Below are 17426 nucleotides of genomic sequence, written 5' to 3' on the forward strand. Positions count from 1 at the left end.
TTATCACTGGACCCGTTCGCCTTTGCGCGCGAATGGCTCGATCACTACAGGGGCCAATGCATCGGCAAGTCCGGCATTGACACACTGACGAAGGGGCTGCAGCAGGCCATCCAGAGCCGTGGCTACGCTCGCGATCAAGGCTCCGGTGATCGATGCGGTGACGGTTGTGCGAATTACAGCACGCATGGCAATACCTCGGGTACAAATGCAGGCGGCGGCGCACCGATGTTGAGCCAGAACGACAGCGGCAGCGACAGCGACAGTGCGGCCACGCGTAGCGGCATCAGCGCGGGCACGATCAGCGTCATCGATGCAGCCAGCCAGACGCAGGACATCGCGAGCCTGAACCGTGACACGTCGAACACGAACGGCACGGTCGCCAAACTGCCGGACGTGAACAATCTGCTTGACCGGCAGGCGGACATGATGGCGGCGGCAAGCGCGGCGGCTGAAGCGGTGTCGCGGCGCATTGGGGACTACGCCGATGCACAGGCGAAGGCAACGGGCGATCCGGCGTGGGCGGAGGGCGGTGCGTACCGCGCGGGAATGCAGGCCGCAGGCGCGGCACTCGTGACTGGATTGGCATGTGGAAACGCGCTTGGCAGTGCGGCCGGAGCGGGTATCGCGTCGATTGCTGCAGGCAGGCTGAACGAACTTAGTGGCGCAATTGCAGGATCGAACCCGACCGGTAACGCCGACATCGACACCACGCTCGGCAACATAGTGGCAAACGCGATTGCTACCGGCGCGGGCGCGGCTGTCGGTGGCAATGCGGGTGCGTTCGAAGGCTACAACACAGACCGGTTCAACCGACAATTGCATGAGGACAGCAAGGCCCAGGAGCAGACGTTGGCGAAGAAGCTGGCTGATGAGAGCGGCGGGAAGTACACCGAGCAGGATATCGAAAACCAGATGGCGCGGATGGACCTGACGGTGGATGGCCAGACCGAGTCGGGCGGTGTTCGGGTAACCACCGGCGCACAACCGCAGGATGGGACGGACTGGCAGTCTTATGGTGTGAACAAGGCGGGGCAGCAGGTCTGGGCCCAGAGCCTGGGGCCGGGCGATCCTGATTTACAGACATATATCGCGAACGGTGTACAGGGCAGCGCACGACCACAGGTTCCAATCCTGGGTTGGTGAGAGCACCGGACTTTGTGAACTTCCAGGTTGATTACTTTGTTGGCAGTGCGTGGGGGACGTTTACGCGGGATGGAAATGCGTTTTTCGGGACAGGGGTGAACATGGCACTTCCCAATCCTGTTCAAGCGTCCGCTAGTATTATCGCTGGGTGGCTTAATCAATCAAGCGTTGCCCCCGGTCAGACGAACAACTTCGCTGGCAGATACGCAGGTGGTGCCACGGGTGCTTATGGCTTGTTTGGTGGAGGGGTTATGTATTCGCCAGGCAATGGAACAGCGACAATCCTCGGGATTGGCGGTGGAGTTAGTGCTGGGAAAAACACCAACATTGGCGGCGTTGGCGGTGGATATAGCCGCGATCAAGTTAAGACTGGAATGGGGTGGTAACTATGGTTGGCATTCCTGGATCAGCACCTAAGACACGGGCGCAAAAGATCATCAGCTGGTGCGTCTTCACAGCGATGATGGGTTTTATTGTGTACGTGATACTCAAAAACATCTTCTTCCGTTAAAGCAACAAACCCGGCGCTGGCCGAGTTTGCTGTTTGTGGGTTGTTCAGTTTCGTTTGCCGCGTCGTTGCAGCATGGCCTCGGTCTCAGGCGCAGTCATGTACCTGCCGGCGATCAGGTAGTCATAGTCGGGTGTGATGGTGATGTGCCGGTACCGGTAGTCGATACTGAACCGGACCTGGTTCCCCGGCAGGAAGCCAGCGTGTTCGAGCATGGCATCGGTGATCAGCATCCACGGAAAGGCCGTGCTTCCGCCGTGTTCGTGCGGGCAGTCTGCTTCGAGTGCAACGGAAATGCGCGTGACGTGTTCGTCGCGTGTGCGACGTGGTTTAAGATTGGTATTAGCCATGGTCAGTTCTCCAGGTGAACTGGTAGTGGTCAGCGGGCGGTGAGTGTTAGCGAACTCATCGCCCGCGCTTCTTTAGTGATCCTTCTCTTTCTTAATTTGCCGCGGTCCTCTGCGCTGTGGTGCGGGCACTCCGGCGACGAAGTTGCTTCGTGACGTGATGTAATTGAGATGGGCGCAATGCGTCCTCTGGCAAACTCGCGCCTTCTGGACAGAACCCGTGTCGGGGCAAAAAATTGCGGATGGAAACGCGCATCATGGAAAACCGGTTTGCAAGTTCCTGTCGCGTCAGGAGAAAACCTAGGCTTAGCACAAGCAAATGAAACTCAGAGTGATTGTTGATGGAAACTTAGCGGGTTGGGCACAGGTAGCTCTCATCGCGTTCGGCGTGGCAATGATTTATTTCGGCCAACCCGTGGAATGGCTTCCCCGGCCGGTTGCAATTGCGATGTTTGTTCTCGGCCTTCCCGTCGCGGGAATAGGAGGGTATGCAGGTCGTGCAAAAGCGCTTGGTCTTAAGCCCTTCGACAACAGCTACAAGAAGGCGCGCGAGAGCTACAAAACCGAAGACGATAAGCAGAATGAACCGAAATGAACCGAACGAAATTCGGCGTAGCACAGCTGGTACTCCACCTGTATTCGATCCTGCGGCGCTAATGGCGGAGACCGTAGTAATTCCCTTTGGTTTCGCCCCGCAAGCCTCGACAACGCAGCGCATCCCGACGACCAATAATGCGATCGCCAAGATACTTTATTTTACGTCAGGTACGCCTTGATGGCTCGGTGCGTGAATCGATGTACAGGCTTAGTCCGGCGTATTGCTTCGGGCATATTTCGCATCCACACCGGCGTTGCCGCGCTAGCGAAAGGTGCTCAAGCCAATGCTATCCAGCATCGACATGCACCTTGCCAACACCGGCGCTATTTCGATGGGAGTGAGCGTGGATTGGTCCAAACAGATGTATGGATGGCCCCGCGAAACCGACCGTCAAAACCAGATGTCACAACAGAATGTTTCACCCCAATGGAAAACGAGGAAGCTGTTCATGTTCAAAAACTTGGCATTCATTCTCTTAATCGCTGCACTTTCTGCTTGCGCCTTCAATTCAGGCGAAAGAAGTGGCAATCTAAAGCTTGAGAACGCGAGTCAGGAGTCGCTGGCTAGTCAGTTCAAGCCTGACATTGCAACTAGAGATGACGTTGTAAGCCAGCTGGGGCCGCCCGACAAAAAGATAACGGCCGGGTCCTTGGAGGTTTGGACATATTCATACGCATCGAATGCTTACGTCATGGTGGCATTTGCTGCAGTTCCGACAGGTGCGAAGAAAGTCGCAAATTTTTATTTTGACGATAAAACCGGGGTATTGAAGAAGGTCGAGCTCGATATGCATCGAGGATAACGTGTCGCGGCTGGAGCGATTGCTATCGCATCGCTCCGGTCCCGGTCGACCGCTTCAACAGACAGTTGCATCCAGATAAGCGGCAATGGGCGAAAGATAACGCCAAACAGTTCACGGCGACGCCAGCGGAGTACAACAGTCAGTTCCTGTATGGCAACAAGGACGGTTCGCTGACACCGGAACAGAATGCATTGCCAGGCCACGACGCGCATCCACAGATCGGTGTGGCGGCAGACGCGGGCGTTGGCTTGGTCGCACTCGGTGCTGTTGCTCCAGCGGTTGCTACGGCTTGGGGGCTGGGTACAACATACGACTTTGTGGGCGATGCGATCAGTCATGCGATGGGACTATCATCCGATACGCCGGACTTTACGAAGTCGTTCACGGTTGGTGGGATAACAGGGGCGATGACCCCTCTTCTGTTGCCACTCGATGCTCTAGGCACAGGTATGGATAGCAAGATTGCTGTTGGGGGTACAACGCTGCGGGAGGCGCGGCAGGAGCGTTCGGGGCAACAGCTATAACGAATTCCGGGAATGCGGATTTATCTGGTGGTATAGGAGCAGGTTCCGCTGTGCTTGGGGCGGTAATGACGACGATGATGCCTGGCTCAGTAGGCAACTTCTTAAACCAGATCAATCAAATCCTATCCGGACCGACGCAGAACGCAATTGCCAAAACAGGTGATAAGAAGGATGGCAAATGACGCAGGTAGAACAGCGGCGCAACATATATCGCCGAGCGGCTATAGCCTATGTTGCTGCTTGTGCATTGCCATTCTTTATCCTTCTTGTGTCGTTGAAAGGTGCTGGTTGGCGTCCAGTGCTTGTGGGCTTGCCAGCATATGTGACATTCTTCGGCGCAATTACCTATCAATTTGCCAAGGAGCTTCGTGCGCCGAAGTATGAGGAGCGTGAAGCGGAGGAATCTACGAGCAGCGAAGATCTGTAACAACAAACCCGGCTGTGGCCGGGTTTGTTGTTTGTGGGTTGGTCATTTGCGTCGGTTGCGTCGTTGCCGCGTGTCTTCGGCTTCTTGCCCGGTCATGTACCTGCCACCTGCCACCTGCCACCTGCTGGCGACCCGGTAGTCATAGTCCGGGGTAATGGTGGCGTGACCGAGCCGGTGATCGATGCTGAACATGACTTGCTCTCCGGGCAGGAAGCCCACGCGTTCCGAGCGTGGCATTGGTGATCAGCATCCACGGAAAGCCGCCGTGTCGTCTTGCAACGCAAGTCCGCGCGTAGAACCTTGGCGGAGCAAAGCGCACGCGGCCGACAAAGCGCCGTTGCCGCATACCGAAGATTTGCGCAGTTGTCGTGAATCAGTGGAGCACAACAAGCAGCCCTGTCCCGATGAAACTGCTTCGTGATGCGATGTAATTGAGATGGACGGAATGCGTCCTCTGGCAGACTCGCGCCTTCTGACTAAAACCTGCGTCGGGGAAAAATCTGTCGTGAAGAACTGCATTCGCACGTGCTGATCTTCGATCCTGTCCCCACGCCGTGCGATATGCAAAAAGGCATTTGTTCGATCAGCCGCGACGGCAAGTTCCTCTACAGCGACGGCGACCACATTTCCGACTCGCCAACAGGCTGATTGCCGACCAACTCCTGTCCCAACTCCACTGAAGCATTGAGCATGAAGTACCAAACTATAAAAACGACCACGACCAGGCCGGTCATGAATCAGGTTTTGGCCAGCGGATGGAAACGGCTATGTGTCGTCTCGAGCGTGATCTGCGCGCTGTCCTGTTCCGGAGTCAGCACGCCCGCTTATGCCGCGGAGGACTCTGCCGCAGGTGCGGCCAATGCGGCACGAGCCAACGCGCTGCAGAACCAGATGCTTCAACAACAGCGCGACGCACAGCAGCGCGACGCAACCGTGCAGTCACCACCCGTGCGCTCGACGCTGCCGGAGTTTGACGGCTATCCATTGCTGCCGGTCGAAACACCATGCTTCCGCATCGCCACATTCGCGCTCGATGTCCCGACGACACTACCCGCCGCCGTGCGCAACAAAGGAGCCTCGGCCCTGGCACTGGACCCATTCGCCTTCGCGCGCGAATGGCTAGACCACTACAAAGGCCAATGCATCGGCAAGTCCGGCATCGACACACTAACGAAGGGGTTGCAGCAAGCCATCCTGAGCCGCGGCTACGTGACGACATGCGTGCTCGTCCCGCAACAAGACCTGTCGAAAGGCGCGCTCGCGTTCGCTCTCATTCCTGGCGTCGTCCACCAGCTCCGTTTTGCGGACGCTGAGACACGAGGCACCCTTAAATCTGCATTCCCGGCTCGTGATGGCGACCTGCTGGACCTGCGCGACCTCGAGCAAGGGCTGGAGCAGATGAAGCGTGTGGCGTCGCAAGACGTGGACATGAAGATCGAGCCGACCGATACACCCGGCGAAAGCGATGTCGTCGTGACCGTCAAGCGCGCGAAGCCGTGGAGCTTCGTCGCGTCCGTCGACAACTCGGGTACGGATGCGACCGGCAAGTGGCAGGGCAACCTGAGCCTCGGCATCGACAATCCGCTGGGACTCAACGACATTTTCACGGTCGGCGCGAATCAGGACCTGTCGTTCGGCAACAAGTCGCTCGGCTCGCACGGCTTCAATGGTTCGTACTCCGTGCCATGGGGTTACTGGACGGCCACGCTGTCCGGCAACACGAACACCTACTACCAGGCCATAGCGGGCGTGAACCAGACGTTCGTGTCCAGCGGCAATTCGCAGACCGCCGCGCTCAAGCTCGCACGTGTCCTGAGACGCAGCCAGAGCGACGTACTGGGCGCGGAGTTCCAGCTCTCGAAGCGCTTCGGCGACAGCTTCATTGACGACACCGACATCGCGCAACAGAAGCGCAACAACACGTTCATCGAAGCGGGCCTGACCGATCGTCACTACTTCGGCGCGTCGCAGTTCGACGGCACGCTTGCATACCGCCAGGGGATTGGCGGCCTGGGCGCGACGCCTGATCCGTACCCCGACGGTCCCACTTACCGTTACCACATGGCGGTGCTGGATGCGAACCTGTCGGTGCCGTTCGCGGTCGCGCAACAGAGCCTGCGCTACGTGGCGACTATTCACGCGCAGTTCACCAACGACGCGCTGTTCTATCTGGACGACCTGACCATCGGCAGCCGTTACACGGTGCGCGGCTTCGACGGCGAAACCATGCTGGCGGCAGAGAAAGGCTTCTACTGGCGCAACGAGTTGCAATGGCCCGTCGGCCAGACGGGACAAGCCCTGTATGCGGGGATCGACTACGGCCGCGTGTTCGGGCCGAACACGGCGTTTCTGGCAGGGACACAACTGGCGGGTGCGGTGATCGGCATCCGCGGCGGTCTGCCGGTGAAATACGCGGGATTCTCGTATGACCTCTTTGCGGGAACCCCCATCTACAAGCCCGGCGGTTTCCCAACTTCACGCGTGACGGCGGGCGTGCAGGCCACCGCGCAGTTCTAGCGTGCCGCATGGATGTGGGTGGCGTGAGCGGCGCAAGCCGCGCGCCCTTCCCAGCCGCAAATAAAACAAAACAAACGATATATACTGTTTTCCGGATTCCCCACACGGAGACGATCGCCATGCCCGCACCCAGCACGAAGAAACCGGCAAAGAAAGCTGCTCCATCAACCGCCTCCGCCAACGGCAGTGCCAGGCCCATAGCAGAGCCGGCAGCCGCGCCGGTTACTGCATCGAAGAAAAAGGCCGTGACAGTCAAGCCCGCCACGCAGAACACGACGCGCGCAGCGCGTAGCAAGCCAGTCGAAATCGCTTCCGTCAACGCGCCAGTCGAAACCAGGCTAAAGCGCGTGAAAAAGGAGAAGGTGGTTCGCGACAGCTTCACCATGCCGAAGGCCGATTACGAAAAGCTCGGGGAGTTGAAACAGAAGTGCCTGAGCGCGGGCGTAGCCGTGAAGAAAAGCGAATTGTTGCGCGCCGGCCTGTTGTTACTCGAAGCGGTGTCGCTTGATCAGTTGCTTGGCGCGATCGCCGCTGTCGAGACGGTCAAGACGGGGCGGCCGGCCAGGCCATCGCAACAAAACACCGCGCATTAAGCAGCATTCACGCTCACTTAACCGCACACCGTGGTGCCGGTGATTCACCGGCGCCACGCGTTCAAGCCGGGCCTCTCCCCATTGTTTTTCCAAAGGTGAGTCTTTTCGGGAGTGCGTATGGTCAACCGTTATTCCCACGCCAACGCGCGGACACGCCGGCTCAAAACCCACGCCCCGCGTGCATTCGCCGCTTGCACGCACATCACGACTGACGCGCCGGGCCGCGTGCAATTTCACGAAAGGTGAGGATATTCGGGACCTGGGCGCCGCAGCGCTCAGGTGAGTCAGTCGTGCGCCGCCAACTCACGGATGTCGGCAACAGGTGTCTCTCCAAACCCATCACTCAGCGCAAAATCGATCAACTGTGTGGCGCATTGTTCGGGCGAGACCAGTTGTCCGTTGCGTTTGAGATCTTCGAATTTCTCGCGCAACGGGAATTGTTCGATGCCGCTGCCGCGAATCTCCGCCTGCATGTTGGTATCCACCACGCCCGGCGCCACGCTGCAGATACGCAGCGCGCGGTTTGCGTCGAGAATCACCGCGCGCGCGTGATGATCGAGCGCGGCCTTGGTCGCGCAATAGATGCTCCAGCCGGGATAAGCATTGCGACCCGCGCCGCTTGAAATGTGCACGATGCGCCGGTCGGTTGCGCCGACGCTCGTCGTCGCGACGGCGCTTGCCAGCATCAGCGGCGTCGCCACATTCAGTCCCACCGCGCCGGCGATGGCGGCGGCGTCCTGCGTGTCGAGCGGCCCGATCGGCTGCACCATGCCTGCGTTGTTGAACAGCAGCACGCTATCGGCGCCATCGACGAAGCGTCGCAGCGCGTCACCCGCGATCCATTGCGCGACGCGCGCCGGATCGGCGAGGTCGAGTTCGATTTCCGCGAGGGTCTTCGGATAACGCTGCGCGAGCGCCGTGTTGCGCGAACGCGAGAGCGCCAGAACAGCTATGCCGCGCGCCAGCAGTTGTTCTGCGAGCGCGGCGCCAAGACCACGCGTATGGCCGGTGACGATGGCGCGAGTGATAGGTGAGGTCATGAGGATCAACGGGGAAGGCCGATAAGAGCGCGCATTTTCTCACGATGCACACCAGGTCTGCAGCGCGGGTCTGCAGCGGCGCGCCCCTCAGGTCGAGCGGAAGCGCTCGCGATACTGCACCGGCGTCACGCCGATGCGCCGCGCGAACACGATGCGCATGCGGTCGGCGGTGCCGAATCCGCAGTCATAGGCAATCGCCTTGAGCGCGGCGGGGCTGCTTTCGAGCAGTTTGCGGGCGGCGTCCACACGAGCACGTTCGACAAACTCATGCGGCGTGACGCCGGTTTCCTCCACGAAGACGCGAGCAAAATTGCGCGCGCTCATGGTCGCCACGTCAGCGAGTTGCTTCACCGTGAAGCGCTCGCCGATGTGTTGCATCACATGCGCCTGCACTTTGGCGACCGCCGAGGTTTCGTCCGCGGGCGCGGTCAGATAAGGGCTGAACTGCGACTGGCCGCCCTGGCGCTGCGCAAAGACCACGAGGCGCTTGGCGACCGCAAGCGCGGTGCGCGGCCCGTGATCTTCGGCGACGAGCGCGAGCGACAGATCGATTCCCGCCGTCACGCCGGCTGACGTGACGAGGCGCTCATCGCGCAGATAGATGCGGTCGAAGTCCACTCGTGCGCGCGGAAACTGCGTGGCCAGTTGCTCGGCATGTTGCCAATGGGTCGTGACGCTGCGCTCGTCGAGCAGACCCGCATGGCCCAGTGCGAACGCGCCGGTGCAGATCGAGCCGTAGCGTTTGCAATGCGCGGCGACGCCGTTGAGCCAGTGGATCAGTTGCGGCTCCGGCTCGCTTTCCGGCAGGGCGGGGCCGCCGGCTACCAGCGCGAGATCGAAATGGCGTGAAGGTCCTTCGAAGGTTTCGTCGGCGACGAGCGCCATGCCGTTGGAGGCGCGCAATGCGCCGGGCTTTGCGCTCAGCAAGGTCACTTCGTAATGCGCGTCGCGGGGCAGAAACCGGTTGGCTTCCGAGAAGACATCCACAGGTCCCGCGACGTCGAGCGCCTGAACTCCAGGAAAGATCGCAACGGCGACGGTTGGCATCGAATGACCTCGTTGAATACACGCCCTGCTCGCATCCAGGGGCGACGTGCGCGGCCATAGGGCAGGCCGGTCAGCGGACAGCATAGCAAACCACCGCCCCGCGCCTTGGGCGTCGAATTTTCTCGACGTGGGAAAAACGAAAAGGTGAGGATTTCCAGGGAATCGGTTTTGCTGCAAAGGTGACGATGCGGATGAGTCCGGCGCTCACGCTTCCGACGTCCCGAATAGTCTCACCTTAAGCGCGACGCTTCGCGTTTTGCGTCAGCGGCGCGTCCACGCCGCGCCGACGCTGCGCGAGGAGCGCAGCCGATCATGGCGACGAGCGACAGCAAAACAAGTTTGAAGGCGACGACGGAGGATGGAGCAACCTCACGCCGTCAACGTCCCCCCCGCCACATCCTCGCGCGATTGCACCTGCAATACCGCGTCGCGCTTATCCAGCAGATGCTGCCGCAGGATCGCACTCAGGCGCTTGCCATCGCGCGCTTCCAGCGCCTCCAGCATCTCGCCGTGATCGTGGATTGCGCGGTCCCACTTCGGGATCTGGAAGTTGGAGCGAAAGCGCAGCGCCTGCAAGCGCCGGTTTACCGAGATATACGTTTGCCGCAACGCCGAGTTGCGCGCCGCTTCGTTGATCTTGTCGTGGATCGCCTGATTGCGGCTGTAGTACCCCGCCAGATCGTTTTGCGCGCGGCATGCCAGCATCGCGTAGTGCAGCGCCTTGATGTCGGCGAGTTCCACCGCCGTGATCCGTTCGGCCGCCAGCTCGCCCGAAAACGCTTCGAGTCCGCTCATCAGTTCGAAAGTCTCGCGCAACTCTGCTTCCGACATCTTCGATACCGATGCGCCGCGATTCGGCCAGATCTCGATCAACCCTTCCGCCGCGAGCACCTTCAATGCTTCGCGCAACGGTGTGCGCGAGATGCCGAGCGTCTCGCACAACTCGCGCTCGTTGAGTTTCTTGCCCGGTTCCAGCACGCCCTCGACAATGAAGCGCCGAATGTGTTCGACTACGGTGTCGTGCAGCCGTTGCCGCTCAACCTTCGGCATGAGCGGGGAGCTCGGGGCGTCCGCTTCGAAATCTGAATTTTGCATACAAAAATCCTCATACCCATTTGAACCGATTTTATCGGAACCCGATGCAGAAAGGCATTAGCTAAGATAGCGGGTAAACACCGGTCCGGATGCGACAGTTTTGCCTTGGGTTCGTCACCGAACTGCTGATATAGTTTTTTGCATGCAAAATTCAATCGGAGAAGACCCATGCTGAAACTCGACTTTCATCCTGCTGGCCGCCACTTCCTGCAGATTCCGGGGCCGAGCCCCGTGCCGGACCGTATTCTCCGGGCGATGAGCTACCCCACCATCGACCATCGCGGTCCGGAATTCGGCGCACTCGGCCTGAAAGTGCTCGAAGGTATCAAGAAGATTTTCAAGACTCAACAGCCGGTCATTATCTATCCGGCATCGGGTACGGGCGCGTGGGAAGCGGCGCTGTCGAACACCCTGAGCCCTGGCGATCATGTCCTGATGTTCGAAACGGGCCATTTCGCGACGCTGTGGAAGAAGATGGCGGAAAGCCTTGGGCTCAAGCCGGAGTTTCTCGGTCTGCCCGGCATCGAAGGCTGGCGCCGTGGCGTGCAGCCGCAGATGATCGAAGCGCGTCTGCGTGAAGACACACAGCACGCCATCAAGGCCGTCTGCGTGGTCCACAACGAAACCTCGACGGGCGTCACTTCGGACATCGCCGCCGTGCGCCGCGCGATCGACGCCGCCGGTCACCCCGCCTTGCTGCTGGTCGACACCATCTCGGGTCTCGCCTGCGCGGATTATCGCCATGACGATTGGGGCGTGGACGTCACCGTGTCCGGCTCGCAAAAGGGCTTGATGCTGCCGCCGGGCATCAGCTTTAACGCGGTCTCGCCGAAAGCCGTCGCCGCGAGCAAGCAGGCCAGGCTGCCGCGCAGCTTCTGGGACTGGACCGAAATCAACGAGATGAACAAGTCCGGCTACTGGCCGTACACGCCGAACACAAACTTGCTGTACGGTTTGTCCGAAGCACTCGACATGATTCTGGACGAAGGGCTCGACAACGTCTTTGCGCGCCACGAGCGTCTCGCCGAAGCGAGCCGCCGCGCCGTGCGGGCGTGGGGTCTGGAGATCCAGTGCGCCGATCCGTCGGTGTATAGCCCGGTGCTGACGGGCGTGATGATGCCGGAAGGAATCGACGCCGACGCCGTGCGCAAGACCATCTACGAACGTTTCGACATGTCGCTCGGTACGGGCCTTGGCAAGATGAAAGGCCGCATGTTCCGCATCGGTCATCTGGGCGACTGCAACGATCTCACGCTGCTGGCCACGCTGGCCGGTTGCGAAATGGGTCTGAAGCTCGCCGGTGTGCCGATTGCGGCAAGCGGCTTGCCGGCGGCGATGGAATGGCTCACCAGCCAGGCGCAAGGCGCCGCATTGAAGGCCGCGGCCTGAGCCACGGCTGTAAGGTGTGAAGGGGGAAGACGGGGGGTCTTCTCCCGGCAATAAAGGCAGTAAAGGCAATAAAAATCGTAAAAGCCATTCAAGTATCTAAGGGCCGCGGTCGATAGACCATTAGACCGCGCTCATAAGGCAGCGCACGCCAAGGGATCAACGATGCAGCGCGCCGTTCCAGGCACGCGGTCGATACCAGCAACGGAGACGGACGATGAAGCGGTTTCGTGTGACAAGTGCGAGCAGTATCGTTTTGTTGATGCTTTGCATCATGTACTTCATTACCTACCTTGACCGCGTCAACGTCAGTACCGCAGCAGCCGGCTTCGGCAAGGAGTTCGAGCTTTCGCACACGCAGATCGGCCTGGTGTTTTCGGCCTTCGCGTATCCGTATCTGGTGTTTCAGATCATCGGCGGCTGGGTTAGCGACCGCTTCGGCGCGCGCCGCACCTTGATCTGCTGCGGCGCGGTGTGGGCGCTGGCCACGATCCTGACCGGCCTTGCGGGCGGCCTCACTTCGCTGCTGGCCGCGCGGCTCCTGCTCGGCTTCGGTGAAGGCGCGACGTTTCCCGCCGCGACTGCCGCCATGGCGCGCTGGGTCGCCAAGGAAAAGCGCGGTTTCGCGCAAGGCATCACCCACGCGGCCTCGCGGATCGGCAATGCGGTGGCGCCGGGCGCAATCGTTCTCGTGATGGCGCATTGGGGCTGGCGCGAATCGTTCTACATCTGCGGCATCTTTAGTCTTGTCTGGGTGATCGTCTGGGCGATCACGTTCACCGAGCATCCGAAAGACCATCGGCGCATCACGCCCGAAGAACTCGAATTCCTGCCGCAGCCCAAGCCGCGAGCGGCCAATGTCCCCTGGAAGGCGCTGTTCCGCCGCATGGCGCCGGTCACGATCGTCTACTTCTGCTACGGCTGGACGCTGTGGCTGTTCCTGAGCTGGATTCCGCAATACTTCCTGCATAGCTACCACCTCGATCTGCAGAAATCGGCCATCTTCGCTTCGACGGTATTTTTCGCAGGCGTGCTTGGCGATACGCTCGGCGGCATCGTCACGGACAAGATCTTTACCCGTACCGGCAGCCTGAAGCGTGCGCGTAGCTGGATGGTGTCCATCTGCATGCTGTTGACGCTCGCCGTGCTGGTGCCGCTGATGTTCGCGCACAACCTCTATATTTCGATGGCGTGCCTCTCGGCGGGCTTCTTCTTCGCTGAAATGACGATCGGTCCGATGTGGGCGATTCCCATGGACATCGCGCCGGAATATTCGGGCACCGCCAGCGGCATGATGAACACCGGTTCGGCGCTGGCCGCGATTATCTCGCCGGTGGTGGGCGGCTTTTTGATCGATCGCTTCGGTAGCTGGGAATTGCCGTTCCTCGGCAGCATGCTGCTGATGGGTGTCGGCGTGGTGCTGGCCTTCCGCATGCAGCCGGAAAGCAAATTCGAAGCGAATGCGGTACCGGAAGCCCATCCGGCGCGAGGCTTCAAAGTCTGAACCGCGCCGCGAGCCGTTTTTAACACCTGATCCGTCACGACGTAACAATGACTTCTACCGACATTTCCCCCATGGGCCAGCGCCTCGCCAATGCGCGAGCGCGTCATCTGACGCTCGATAGCCTGACGCCGGAGCAGATCCCAGCCGACTTCGACGCCGCCTATGCAATCCAGCACGAGATTCTGCGTGCATCGGGCGCGCGGATCGGCGGCTGGAAGATCGGCGCCAAGTCGGCAACTGGACCGATCCAGGGCGCGCCGCTGCCCGCCGCCGATATCTACGACGACGGCGTGAAGCTGCCGCGCGAGTCCTTCACGCCGCTCGGGCTCGAACTGGAGATTGCGTTTCGCTTCGGCCGCCGTTTCGAGCCGGCCGACGATCCGTACAGCGAAGAGGAAGTGCTGGCCGGTATCGGTTCGTTCGGGACCACGATTGAAATTGTCGCGAGCCGCTACGCGGCGTGGCCGAACGTCGACAAGCTCGCGCAACTGGCCGATCTGCAAAACAACGGCGCGCTGATTGTCGGCGAGTTCGTGCCGTATCGCGACGATTTTCCGTTTGTCGCGCCGTCGCTGCGCTTCAGCTTTGAAGGGCGCAACGTGGTGGTCGAAGCCGCGGCGAATCCCGCCGGCGATCCGCGCCGTTTGCTCGCGTGGCTCGTGAATCACGCCACGGTGCAGCGCCGGGTGGCCGTTACGCCGGACATGGTGATCACCACCGGTTCCTATACGGGCATCTATTTGCCGCCGGGCGCAGGCACGGCGAGTGGCCGCATCGAAGGGCTTGCGCCCGTCAGCGTGACACTGTTCTAGCTTTTTTCGGGCCGACGATATGACGAATGCCGCTTCCCCCCTGCTCGTCAAACCGATTCATCTGGTGCCATCCAGCGCGCGCATGACGACGCCGCTCGCACGACGCCTGCGCGAAGTCTTGCGCGGCGACGTGCTGTTCGATACGGCGAGCCGCGGCCGCTACTCCACGGACGCATCGATCTATCAGATCACGCCGATTGGCGTCGTCGTGCCGCGCGATCAGGACGACCTGCGTCTCGCGCTCGAAGTCGCGCGCAGCGAGAAAGTGCCGCTGCTCGCGCGTGGCGCCGGCACGAGCCAATGCGGGCAGACCGTGGGCGAGGCGCTGGTGATCGACACCAGCAAGTGGCTGAACAACATCGTCGCCTTCGACGCGCAAGCGCGCACCGTCACGGTCGAACCCGGCGTGGTGCTGGATCACCTGAACGCCTGGCTCAAGCCGCATGGCCTGTGGTTTCCGGTGGATGTATCGACCGCGGCGCAATGCACGATCGGCGGCATGGCCGGCAATAACTCGTGCGGCTCGCGCTCCATCGAATACGGCAACATGGTGCACAACGTCGAGGCCATCGAGGCGATTCTCGCCGACGGCAGCGAGGCGCATTTCGCTTCGCTGCGCGAGGCGCCGCAAGGGGCGCGTCTGCAGGAGATCGTCGAAGGCGTGAAGCGCATCGCGCAACGCGAGCGTGACGAGATCGTGGCGCGCGTGCCGAAGGTGTTGAGGCGCGTGGCCGGCTATAACATCGACGTGTTCGATTGCCAGAATCCGCGCGCTTATACCGACGACGGCATCGCCAACCTGGCGCATCTGCTGGTCGGCTCGGAAGGCACGCTGGCCTTCAGCCGGCAGTTGACGCTGAAGCTCGCGCCGTTGCCCGCACACAAGACGCTCGGCGTGGTCAACTTCCCGACCTTCTGGCAGGCGATGGACCTGACGCAGCACATCGTCAAGCTGAACCCGGTGGCGGTGGAACTGGTCGACCGCACGATGATCGATCTGGCGATCAGCAATCCGGCGTTTCGTCCCGTCATCGAAAAGGCGCTGGTGGGCCAGCCGGCCGCCATCCTGCTGGTGGAATTCGCCGGTGAAAGCCGCGATGCGCAACTCGCCGGTCTCAAGCAGCTGACCGAACTGATGGCCGACCTCGGCTTGCCGGACTCGGTCGTGCAGATGCCGGACGCCAATGAGCAGAAAGCGTTGTGGGAAGTCCGCAAGGCCGGCCTGAACATCATGATGAGCATGAAGGGCGACGGCAAGCCGGTGTCCTTCATCGAAGACTGCGCGGTGCCGCTCGAACATCTCGCCGAGTACACCAGCAAGCTGACCGAAGTGTTTCACCGTCACGGCACGGAAGGCACCTGGTACGCGCATGCAAGCGTCGGCACGCTGCACGTGCGGCCGATTCTGGATATGCGCCGTGACGGCGCGCAGAAAATGCGCGCGATCGCGGAGGAAGCAGCGGCCCTCGTGCAGGAATACAAGGGCGCTTATTCGGGCGAGCACGGCGATGGACTCTGCCGCGGCGAATGGGTGGCGTGGCAATACGGACCGCGCCTGAACGAAGCTTTCAGCGAGATCAAGGCGCTGTTCGATCCCGACAATCGCTTCAATCCGGACAAGATCGTGCGTCCGCCGAAGATGGACGACGCGCGCAATTTCCGCTTCGCGCCGGGCTATCGGGAGCGTGCCGTCGAGACCGCGCTCGACTGGTCTGCGTGGAACGTCACGCGCGATCCGCTCACTGGCGAAGAGACGCTGCCGGGCACCGGCAATGATCTGTCCGGCGGCCTCGCCAAGGCTGTCGAGATGTGCAACAACAACGGCCATTGCCGTAAGTTCGACGCGGGCACGATGTGTCCGAGTTACCGCGTGACGAAAGACGAACAGCACGTCACGCGCGGCCGCGCCAATACCTTGCGCCTCGCCATCTCCGGGCAACTCGGCGAGGACGGCCTGGCGAGCGACGACGTCAAGGAGACGCTCGACCTGTGCGTCTCGTGCAAGGGTTGCAAGCGCGATTGCCCGACCGGCGTCGATATGGCGAAGTTCAAGATCGAAGCCCGCGCGGCGCGCGTCAAACGGCATGGCCTGAGCATGCGCGACCGGCTGGTCGCCTACATGCCGCGCTATGCGCCGTTCGCGAGCAAGGTGCCTGGTTTGATGGCGCTTGCCGACTCCGTGCCGGTGCTCTCGACGTGGTTCAGGCGCACGGTGGGATTTGCGCCGCAACGCACGCTGCCGCGCTTTGGCAAGCCGTTCCTGGCCAGCGCCGTGGCGAGCGCGGCAAACAGCGGCGCGGCTGCGCCGGCAAAAGCGCGGCCGGGCGCCGACGGCGCCGTGAAGGAAGTGCTGTTGTTCGTCGACACGTTCAACAACAACATGGAGCCGGAGAATGCGCGCGCCGCGCAGCGGGTACTGGAAGCCGCCGGTTACGCGGTGCACTTCAACACGCGGCAAGGCGAGCGTCCGGTGTGCTGCGGCCGCACGTTCCTCGCCGCCGGTCTGGTGGACGAAGCGAAGCAGGAAGCGCGGCGCATGCTGGACACGTTCCGGCCGTTTGTCGAACGCGGTGTGCCGATTGTCGGGCTCGAACCGTCGTGCCTGCTGTCCCTGCGCGACGAGTTTCTCCACTACGGTTTTGGTGAGGAAGCGCAGCGGCTCTCGAAGTCGGCATTCCTGTTCGAGGAATTTCTGGTGCGCGAGCAAAAGGCCGGACGCCTGACGCTCGATCTCAAGCCTTTGCCGACAGAAAAAGCCCTGGTGCACGGCCATTGCCATCAGAAAGCCTTCGACGCCTTCACGCCGGTGCAAGCCGTGCTGAAATGGATTCCGGATTTGACAGTCTCGACGGTCGAGTCGTCGTGCTGCGGTATGGCCGGCAGCTTCGGCTATGAAGCCGAACATTACGCAACCTCGCAGGCGATGGCGGAGTTGTCGCTGCTGCCGGCGGTGCGCAAGATCGGCGCCGATACGGTGATGGTGGCCGACGGCACCAGTTGCCGTCATCAGATCCACGACGGCGCCGGCGTCGACGCGGTGCATGTGGCGCGCGTACTGGCGATGGCGCTGAAGTAGTCGCCGC

At 61.2% G+C, this 17426-nt stretch carries 17 protein-coding genes; 12 read left to right on the forward strand and 5 right to left on the reverse strand.

Annotated features, from left to right (window positions below):
• Positions 1 to 225 precede the first annotated feature (225 nt).
• Positions 226 to 1143, forward strand: coding sequence for a hypothetical protein (locus FQ755_RS16520; protein ID WP_260858626.1), 918 nt, complete (start codon positions 226 to 228; stop codon positions 1141 to 1143).
• A gap of 555 nt (positions 1144 to 1698) precedes the next feature.
• Here the strand turns inward: FQ755_RS16520 and FQ755_RS16525 are convergent.
• Complete coding sequence (locus FQ755_RS16525) at positions 1699 to 2001, reverse strand: hypothetical protein (RefSeq protein ID WP_144155928.1); 303 nt, start codon at positions 1999 to 2001, stop codon at positions 1699 to 1701.
• Positions 2002 to 2317: 316 nt separating this feature from the next.
• Between FQ755_RS16525 and FQ755_RS16530 the strand changes: the two genes are divergently transcribed.
• From FQ755_RS16530 to FQ755_RS16545, 4 genes are all read left to right on the forward strand, one after another.
• Entirely contained in the window at positions 2318 to 2593 is a 276-nt protein-coding gene (locus tag FQ755_RS16530) for a hypothetical protein (protein ID WP_144155929.1), read from the forward strand.
• Between the two features lie 286 nt (positions 2594 to 2879).
• Entirely contained in the window at positions 2880 to 3398 is a 519-nt protein-coding gene (locus tag FQ755_RS16535; protein ID WP_260858627.1) for a hypothetical protein, read from the forward strand.
• 65 nt (positions 3399 to 3463) lie between these two features.
• Positions 3464 to 3922, forward strand: coding sequence for a hypothetical protein (locus FQ755_RS16540; protein ID WP_144155930.1), 459 nt, complete (start codon positions 3464 to 3466; stop codon positions 3920 to 3922).
• A gap of 178 nt (positions 3923 to 4100) precedes the next feature.
• Positions 4101 to 4349 (forward strand): hypothetical protein, encoded by a 249-nt coding sequence (locus tag FQ755_RS16545; protein WP_144155931.1) that lies wholly within the window; start codon positions 4101 to 4103, stop codon positions 4347 to 4349.
• Positions 4350 to 4391: 42 nt separating this feature from the next.
• Here FQ755_RS16545 and FQ755_RS37385 read toward each other — a convergent pair whose 3' ends face one another.
• A complete protein-coding gene (locus FQ755_RS37385) occupies positions 4392 to 4541 on the reverse strand; it encodes a hypothetical protein (RefSeq protein ID WP_186308546.1) in 150 nt (49 codons plus the stop codon).
• A gap of 333 nt (positions 4542 to 4874) precedes the next feature.
• On the opposite strand from FQ755_RS37385, the gene FQ755_RS37805 reads away from it, so the two are divergent.
• The 3 genes from FQ755_RS37805 to FQ755_RS16555 all read left to right on the forward strand — a co-directional run bounded on the left by FQ755_RS37805 (position 4875) and on the right by FQ755_RS16555 (position 7459).
• The gene (locus FQ755_RS37805; RefSeq protein WP_222105739.1) at positions 4875 to 4997 is read left to right on the forward strand and encodes a hypothetical protein; all 123 of its coding nucleotides are present in this window, start codon (positions 4875 to 4877) and stop codon (positions 4995 to 4997) included.
• Between the two features lie 84 nt (positions 4998 to 5081).
• On the forward strand, positions 5082 to 6866 hold the full coding sequence (locus FQ755_RS16550) for a ShlB/FhaC/HecB family hemolysin secretion/activation protein (RefSeq protein ID WP_144155932.1): 1785 nt from the start codon (positions 5082 to 5084) through the stop codon (positions 6864 to 6866).
• 23 nt (positions 6867 to 6889) lie between these two features.
• Positions 6890 to 7459, forward strand: a complete 570-nt coding sequence (locus FQ755_RS16555) for a hypothetical protein (protein ID WP_313957461.1) — start codon at positions 6890 to 6892, stop codon at positions 7457 to 7459.
• Between the two features lie 284 nt (positions 7460 to 7743).
• Here the strand turns inward: FQ755_RS16555 and FQ755_RS16560 are convergent, their stop codons facing one another.
• From FQ755_RS16560 to FQ755_RS16570, 3 genes are all read right to left on the reverse strand, one after another.
• The gene (locus tag FQ755_RS16560; RefSeq protein ID WP_144155933.1) at positions 7744 to 8499 is read right to left on the reverse strand and encodes an SDR family oxidoreductase; all 756 of its coding nucleotides are present in this window, start codon (positions 8497 to 8499) and stop codon (positions 7744 to 7746) included.
• 87 nt (positions 8500 to 8586) lie between these two features.
• Positions 8587 to 9546 carry a GlxA family transcriptional regulator gene (locus tag FQ755_RS16565; RefSeq protein WP_144155934.1) on the reverse strand — a complete coding sequence of 320 codons (960 nt, stop codon included), beginning with the start codon at positions 9544 to 9546 and terminating at the stop codon, positions 8587 to 8589.
• A gap of 369 nt (positions 9547 to 9915) precedes the next feature.
• Positions 9916 to 10641: a GntR family transcriptional regulator gene (locus FQ755_RS16570; RefSeq protein WP_144155935.1), complete on the reverse strand. Its 726-nt coding sequence runs from the start codon at positions 10639 to 10641 to the stop codon at positions 9916 to 9918.
• Between the two features lie 168 nt (positions 10642 to 10809).
• On the opposite strand from FQ755_RS16570, the gene FQ755_RS16575 reads away from it, so the two are divergent.
• The 4 genes from FQ755_RS16575 to FQ755_RS16590 all read left to right on the forward strand — a co-directional run bounded on the left by FQ755_RS16575 (position 10810) and on the right by FQ755_RS16590 (position 17419).
• Positions 10810 to 12030 carry a pyridoxal-phosphate-dependent aminotransferase family protein gene (locus FQ755_RS16575; RefSeq protein WP_144155936.1) on the forward strand — a complete coding sequence of 407 codons (1221 nt, stop codon included), beginning with the start codon at positions 10810 to 10812 and terminating at the stop codon, positions 12028 to 12030.
• Between the two features lie 214 nt (positions 12031 to 12244).
• Entirely contained in the window at positions 12245 to 13531 is a 1287-nt protein-coding gene (locus FQ755_RS16580) for an MFS transporter (RefSeq protein WP_144155937.1), read from the forward strand.
• A gap of 47 nt (positions 13532 to 13578) precedes the next feature.
• The gene (locus FQ755_RS16585; protein WP_144155938.1) at positions 13579 to 14343 is read left to right on the forward strand and encodes a 2-keto-4-pentenoate hydratase; all 765 of its coding nucleotides are present in this window, start codon (positions 13579 to 13581) and stop codon (positions 14341 to 14343) included.
• Positions 14344 to 14362: 19 nt separating this feature from the next.
• Positions 14363 to 17419: an FAD-binding and (Fe-S)-binding domain-containing protein gene (locus FQ755_RS16590; RefSeq protein ID WP_144155939.1), complete on the forward strand. Its 3057-nt coding sequence runs from the start codon at positions 14363 to 14365 to the stop codon at positions 17417 to 17419.
• Positions 17420 to 17426: the final 7 nt, after the last annotated feature.

Origin of the sequence: Paraburkholderia sp. BCC1885 (assembly GCF_900996235.1) — a bacterium.
GTDB lineage: Bacteria > Pseudomonadota > Gammaproteobacteria > Burkholderiales > Burkholderiaceae > Paraburkholderia.

Excerpts from the sequence above, each read along its gene's own strand:
- FQ755_RS16520 (WP_260858626.1), top strand. The coding sequence starts at position 226 with ATGTTGAGCCAGAACGACAGCGGCAGCGACAGCGACAGTGCGGCCACG.
- FQ755_RS16525 (WP_144155928.1), bottom strand. The coding sequence starts at position 2,001 with ATGGCTAATACCAATCTTAAACCACGTCGCACACGCGACGAACACGTC.
- FQ755_RS16530 (WP_144155929.1), top strand. The coding sequence starts at position 2,318 with ATGAAACTCAGAGTGATTGTTGATGGAAACTTAGCGGGTTGGGCACAG.
- FQ755_RS16535 (WP_260858627.1), top strand. The coding sequence starts at position 2,880 with ATGCTATCCAGCATCGACATGCACCTTGCCAACACCGGCGCTATTTCG.
- FQ755_RS16545 (WP_144155931.1), top strand. The coding sequence starts at position 4,101 with ATGACGCAGGTAGAACAGCGGCGCAACATATATCGCCGAGCGGCTATA.
- FQ755_RS37385 (WP_186308546.1), bottom strand. The coding sequence starts at position 4,541 with ATGTTCAGCATCGATCACCGGCTCGGTCACGCCACCATTACCCCGGAC.
- FQ755_RS16550 (WP_144155932.1), top strand. The coding sequence starts at position 5,082 with ATGAATCAGGTTTTGGCCAGCGGATGGAAACGGCTATGTGTCGTCTCG.
- FQ755_RS16560 (WP_144155933.1), bottom strand. The coding sequence starts at position 8,499 with ATGACCTCACCTATCACTCGCGCCATCGTCACCGGCCATACGCGTGGT.
- FQ755_RS16565 (WP_144155934.1), bottom strand. The coding sequence starts at position 9,546 with ATGCCAACCGTCGCCGTTGCGATCTTTCCTGGAGTTCAGGCGCTCGAC.
- FQ755_RS16570 (WP_144155935.1), bottom strand. The coding sequence starts at position 10,641 with ATGCAAAATTCAGATTTCGAAGCGGACGCCCCGAGCTCCCCGCTCATG.
- FQ755_RS16575 (WP_144155936.1), top strand. The coding sequence starts at position 10,810 with ATGCTGAAACTCGACTTTCATCCTGCTGGCCGCCACTTCCTGCAGATT.
- FQ755_RS16580 (WP_144155937.1), top strand. The coding sequence starts at position 12,245 with ATGAAGCGGTTTCGTGTGACAAGTGCGAGCAGTATCGTTTTGTTGATG.
- FQ755_RS16585 (WP_144155938.1), top strand. The coding sequence starts at position 13,579 with ATGACTTCTACCGACATTTCCCCCATGGGCCAGCGCCTCGCCAATGCG.
- FQ755_RS16590 (WP_144155939.1), top strand. The coding sequence starts at position 14,363 with ATGACGAATGCCGCTTCCCCCCTGCTCGTCAAACCGATTCATCTGGTG.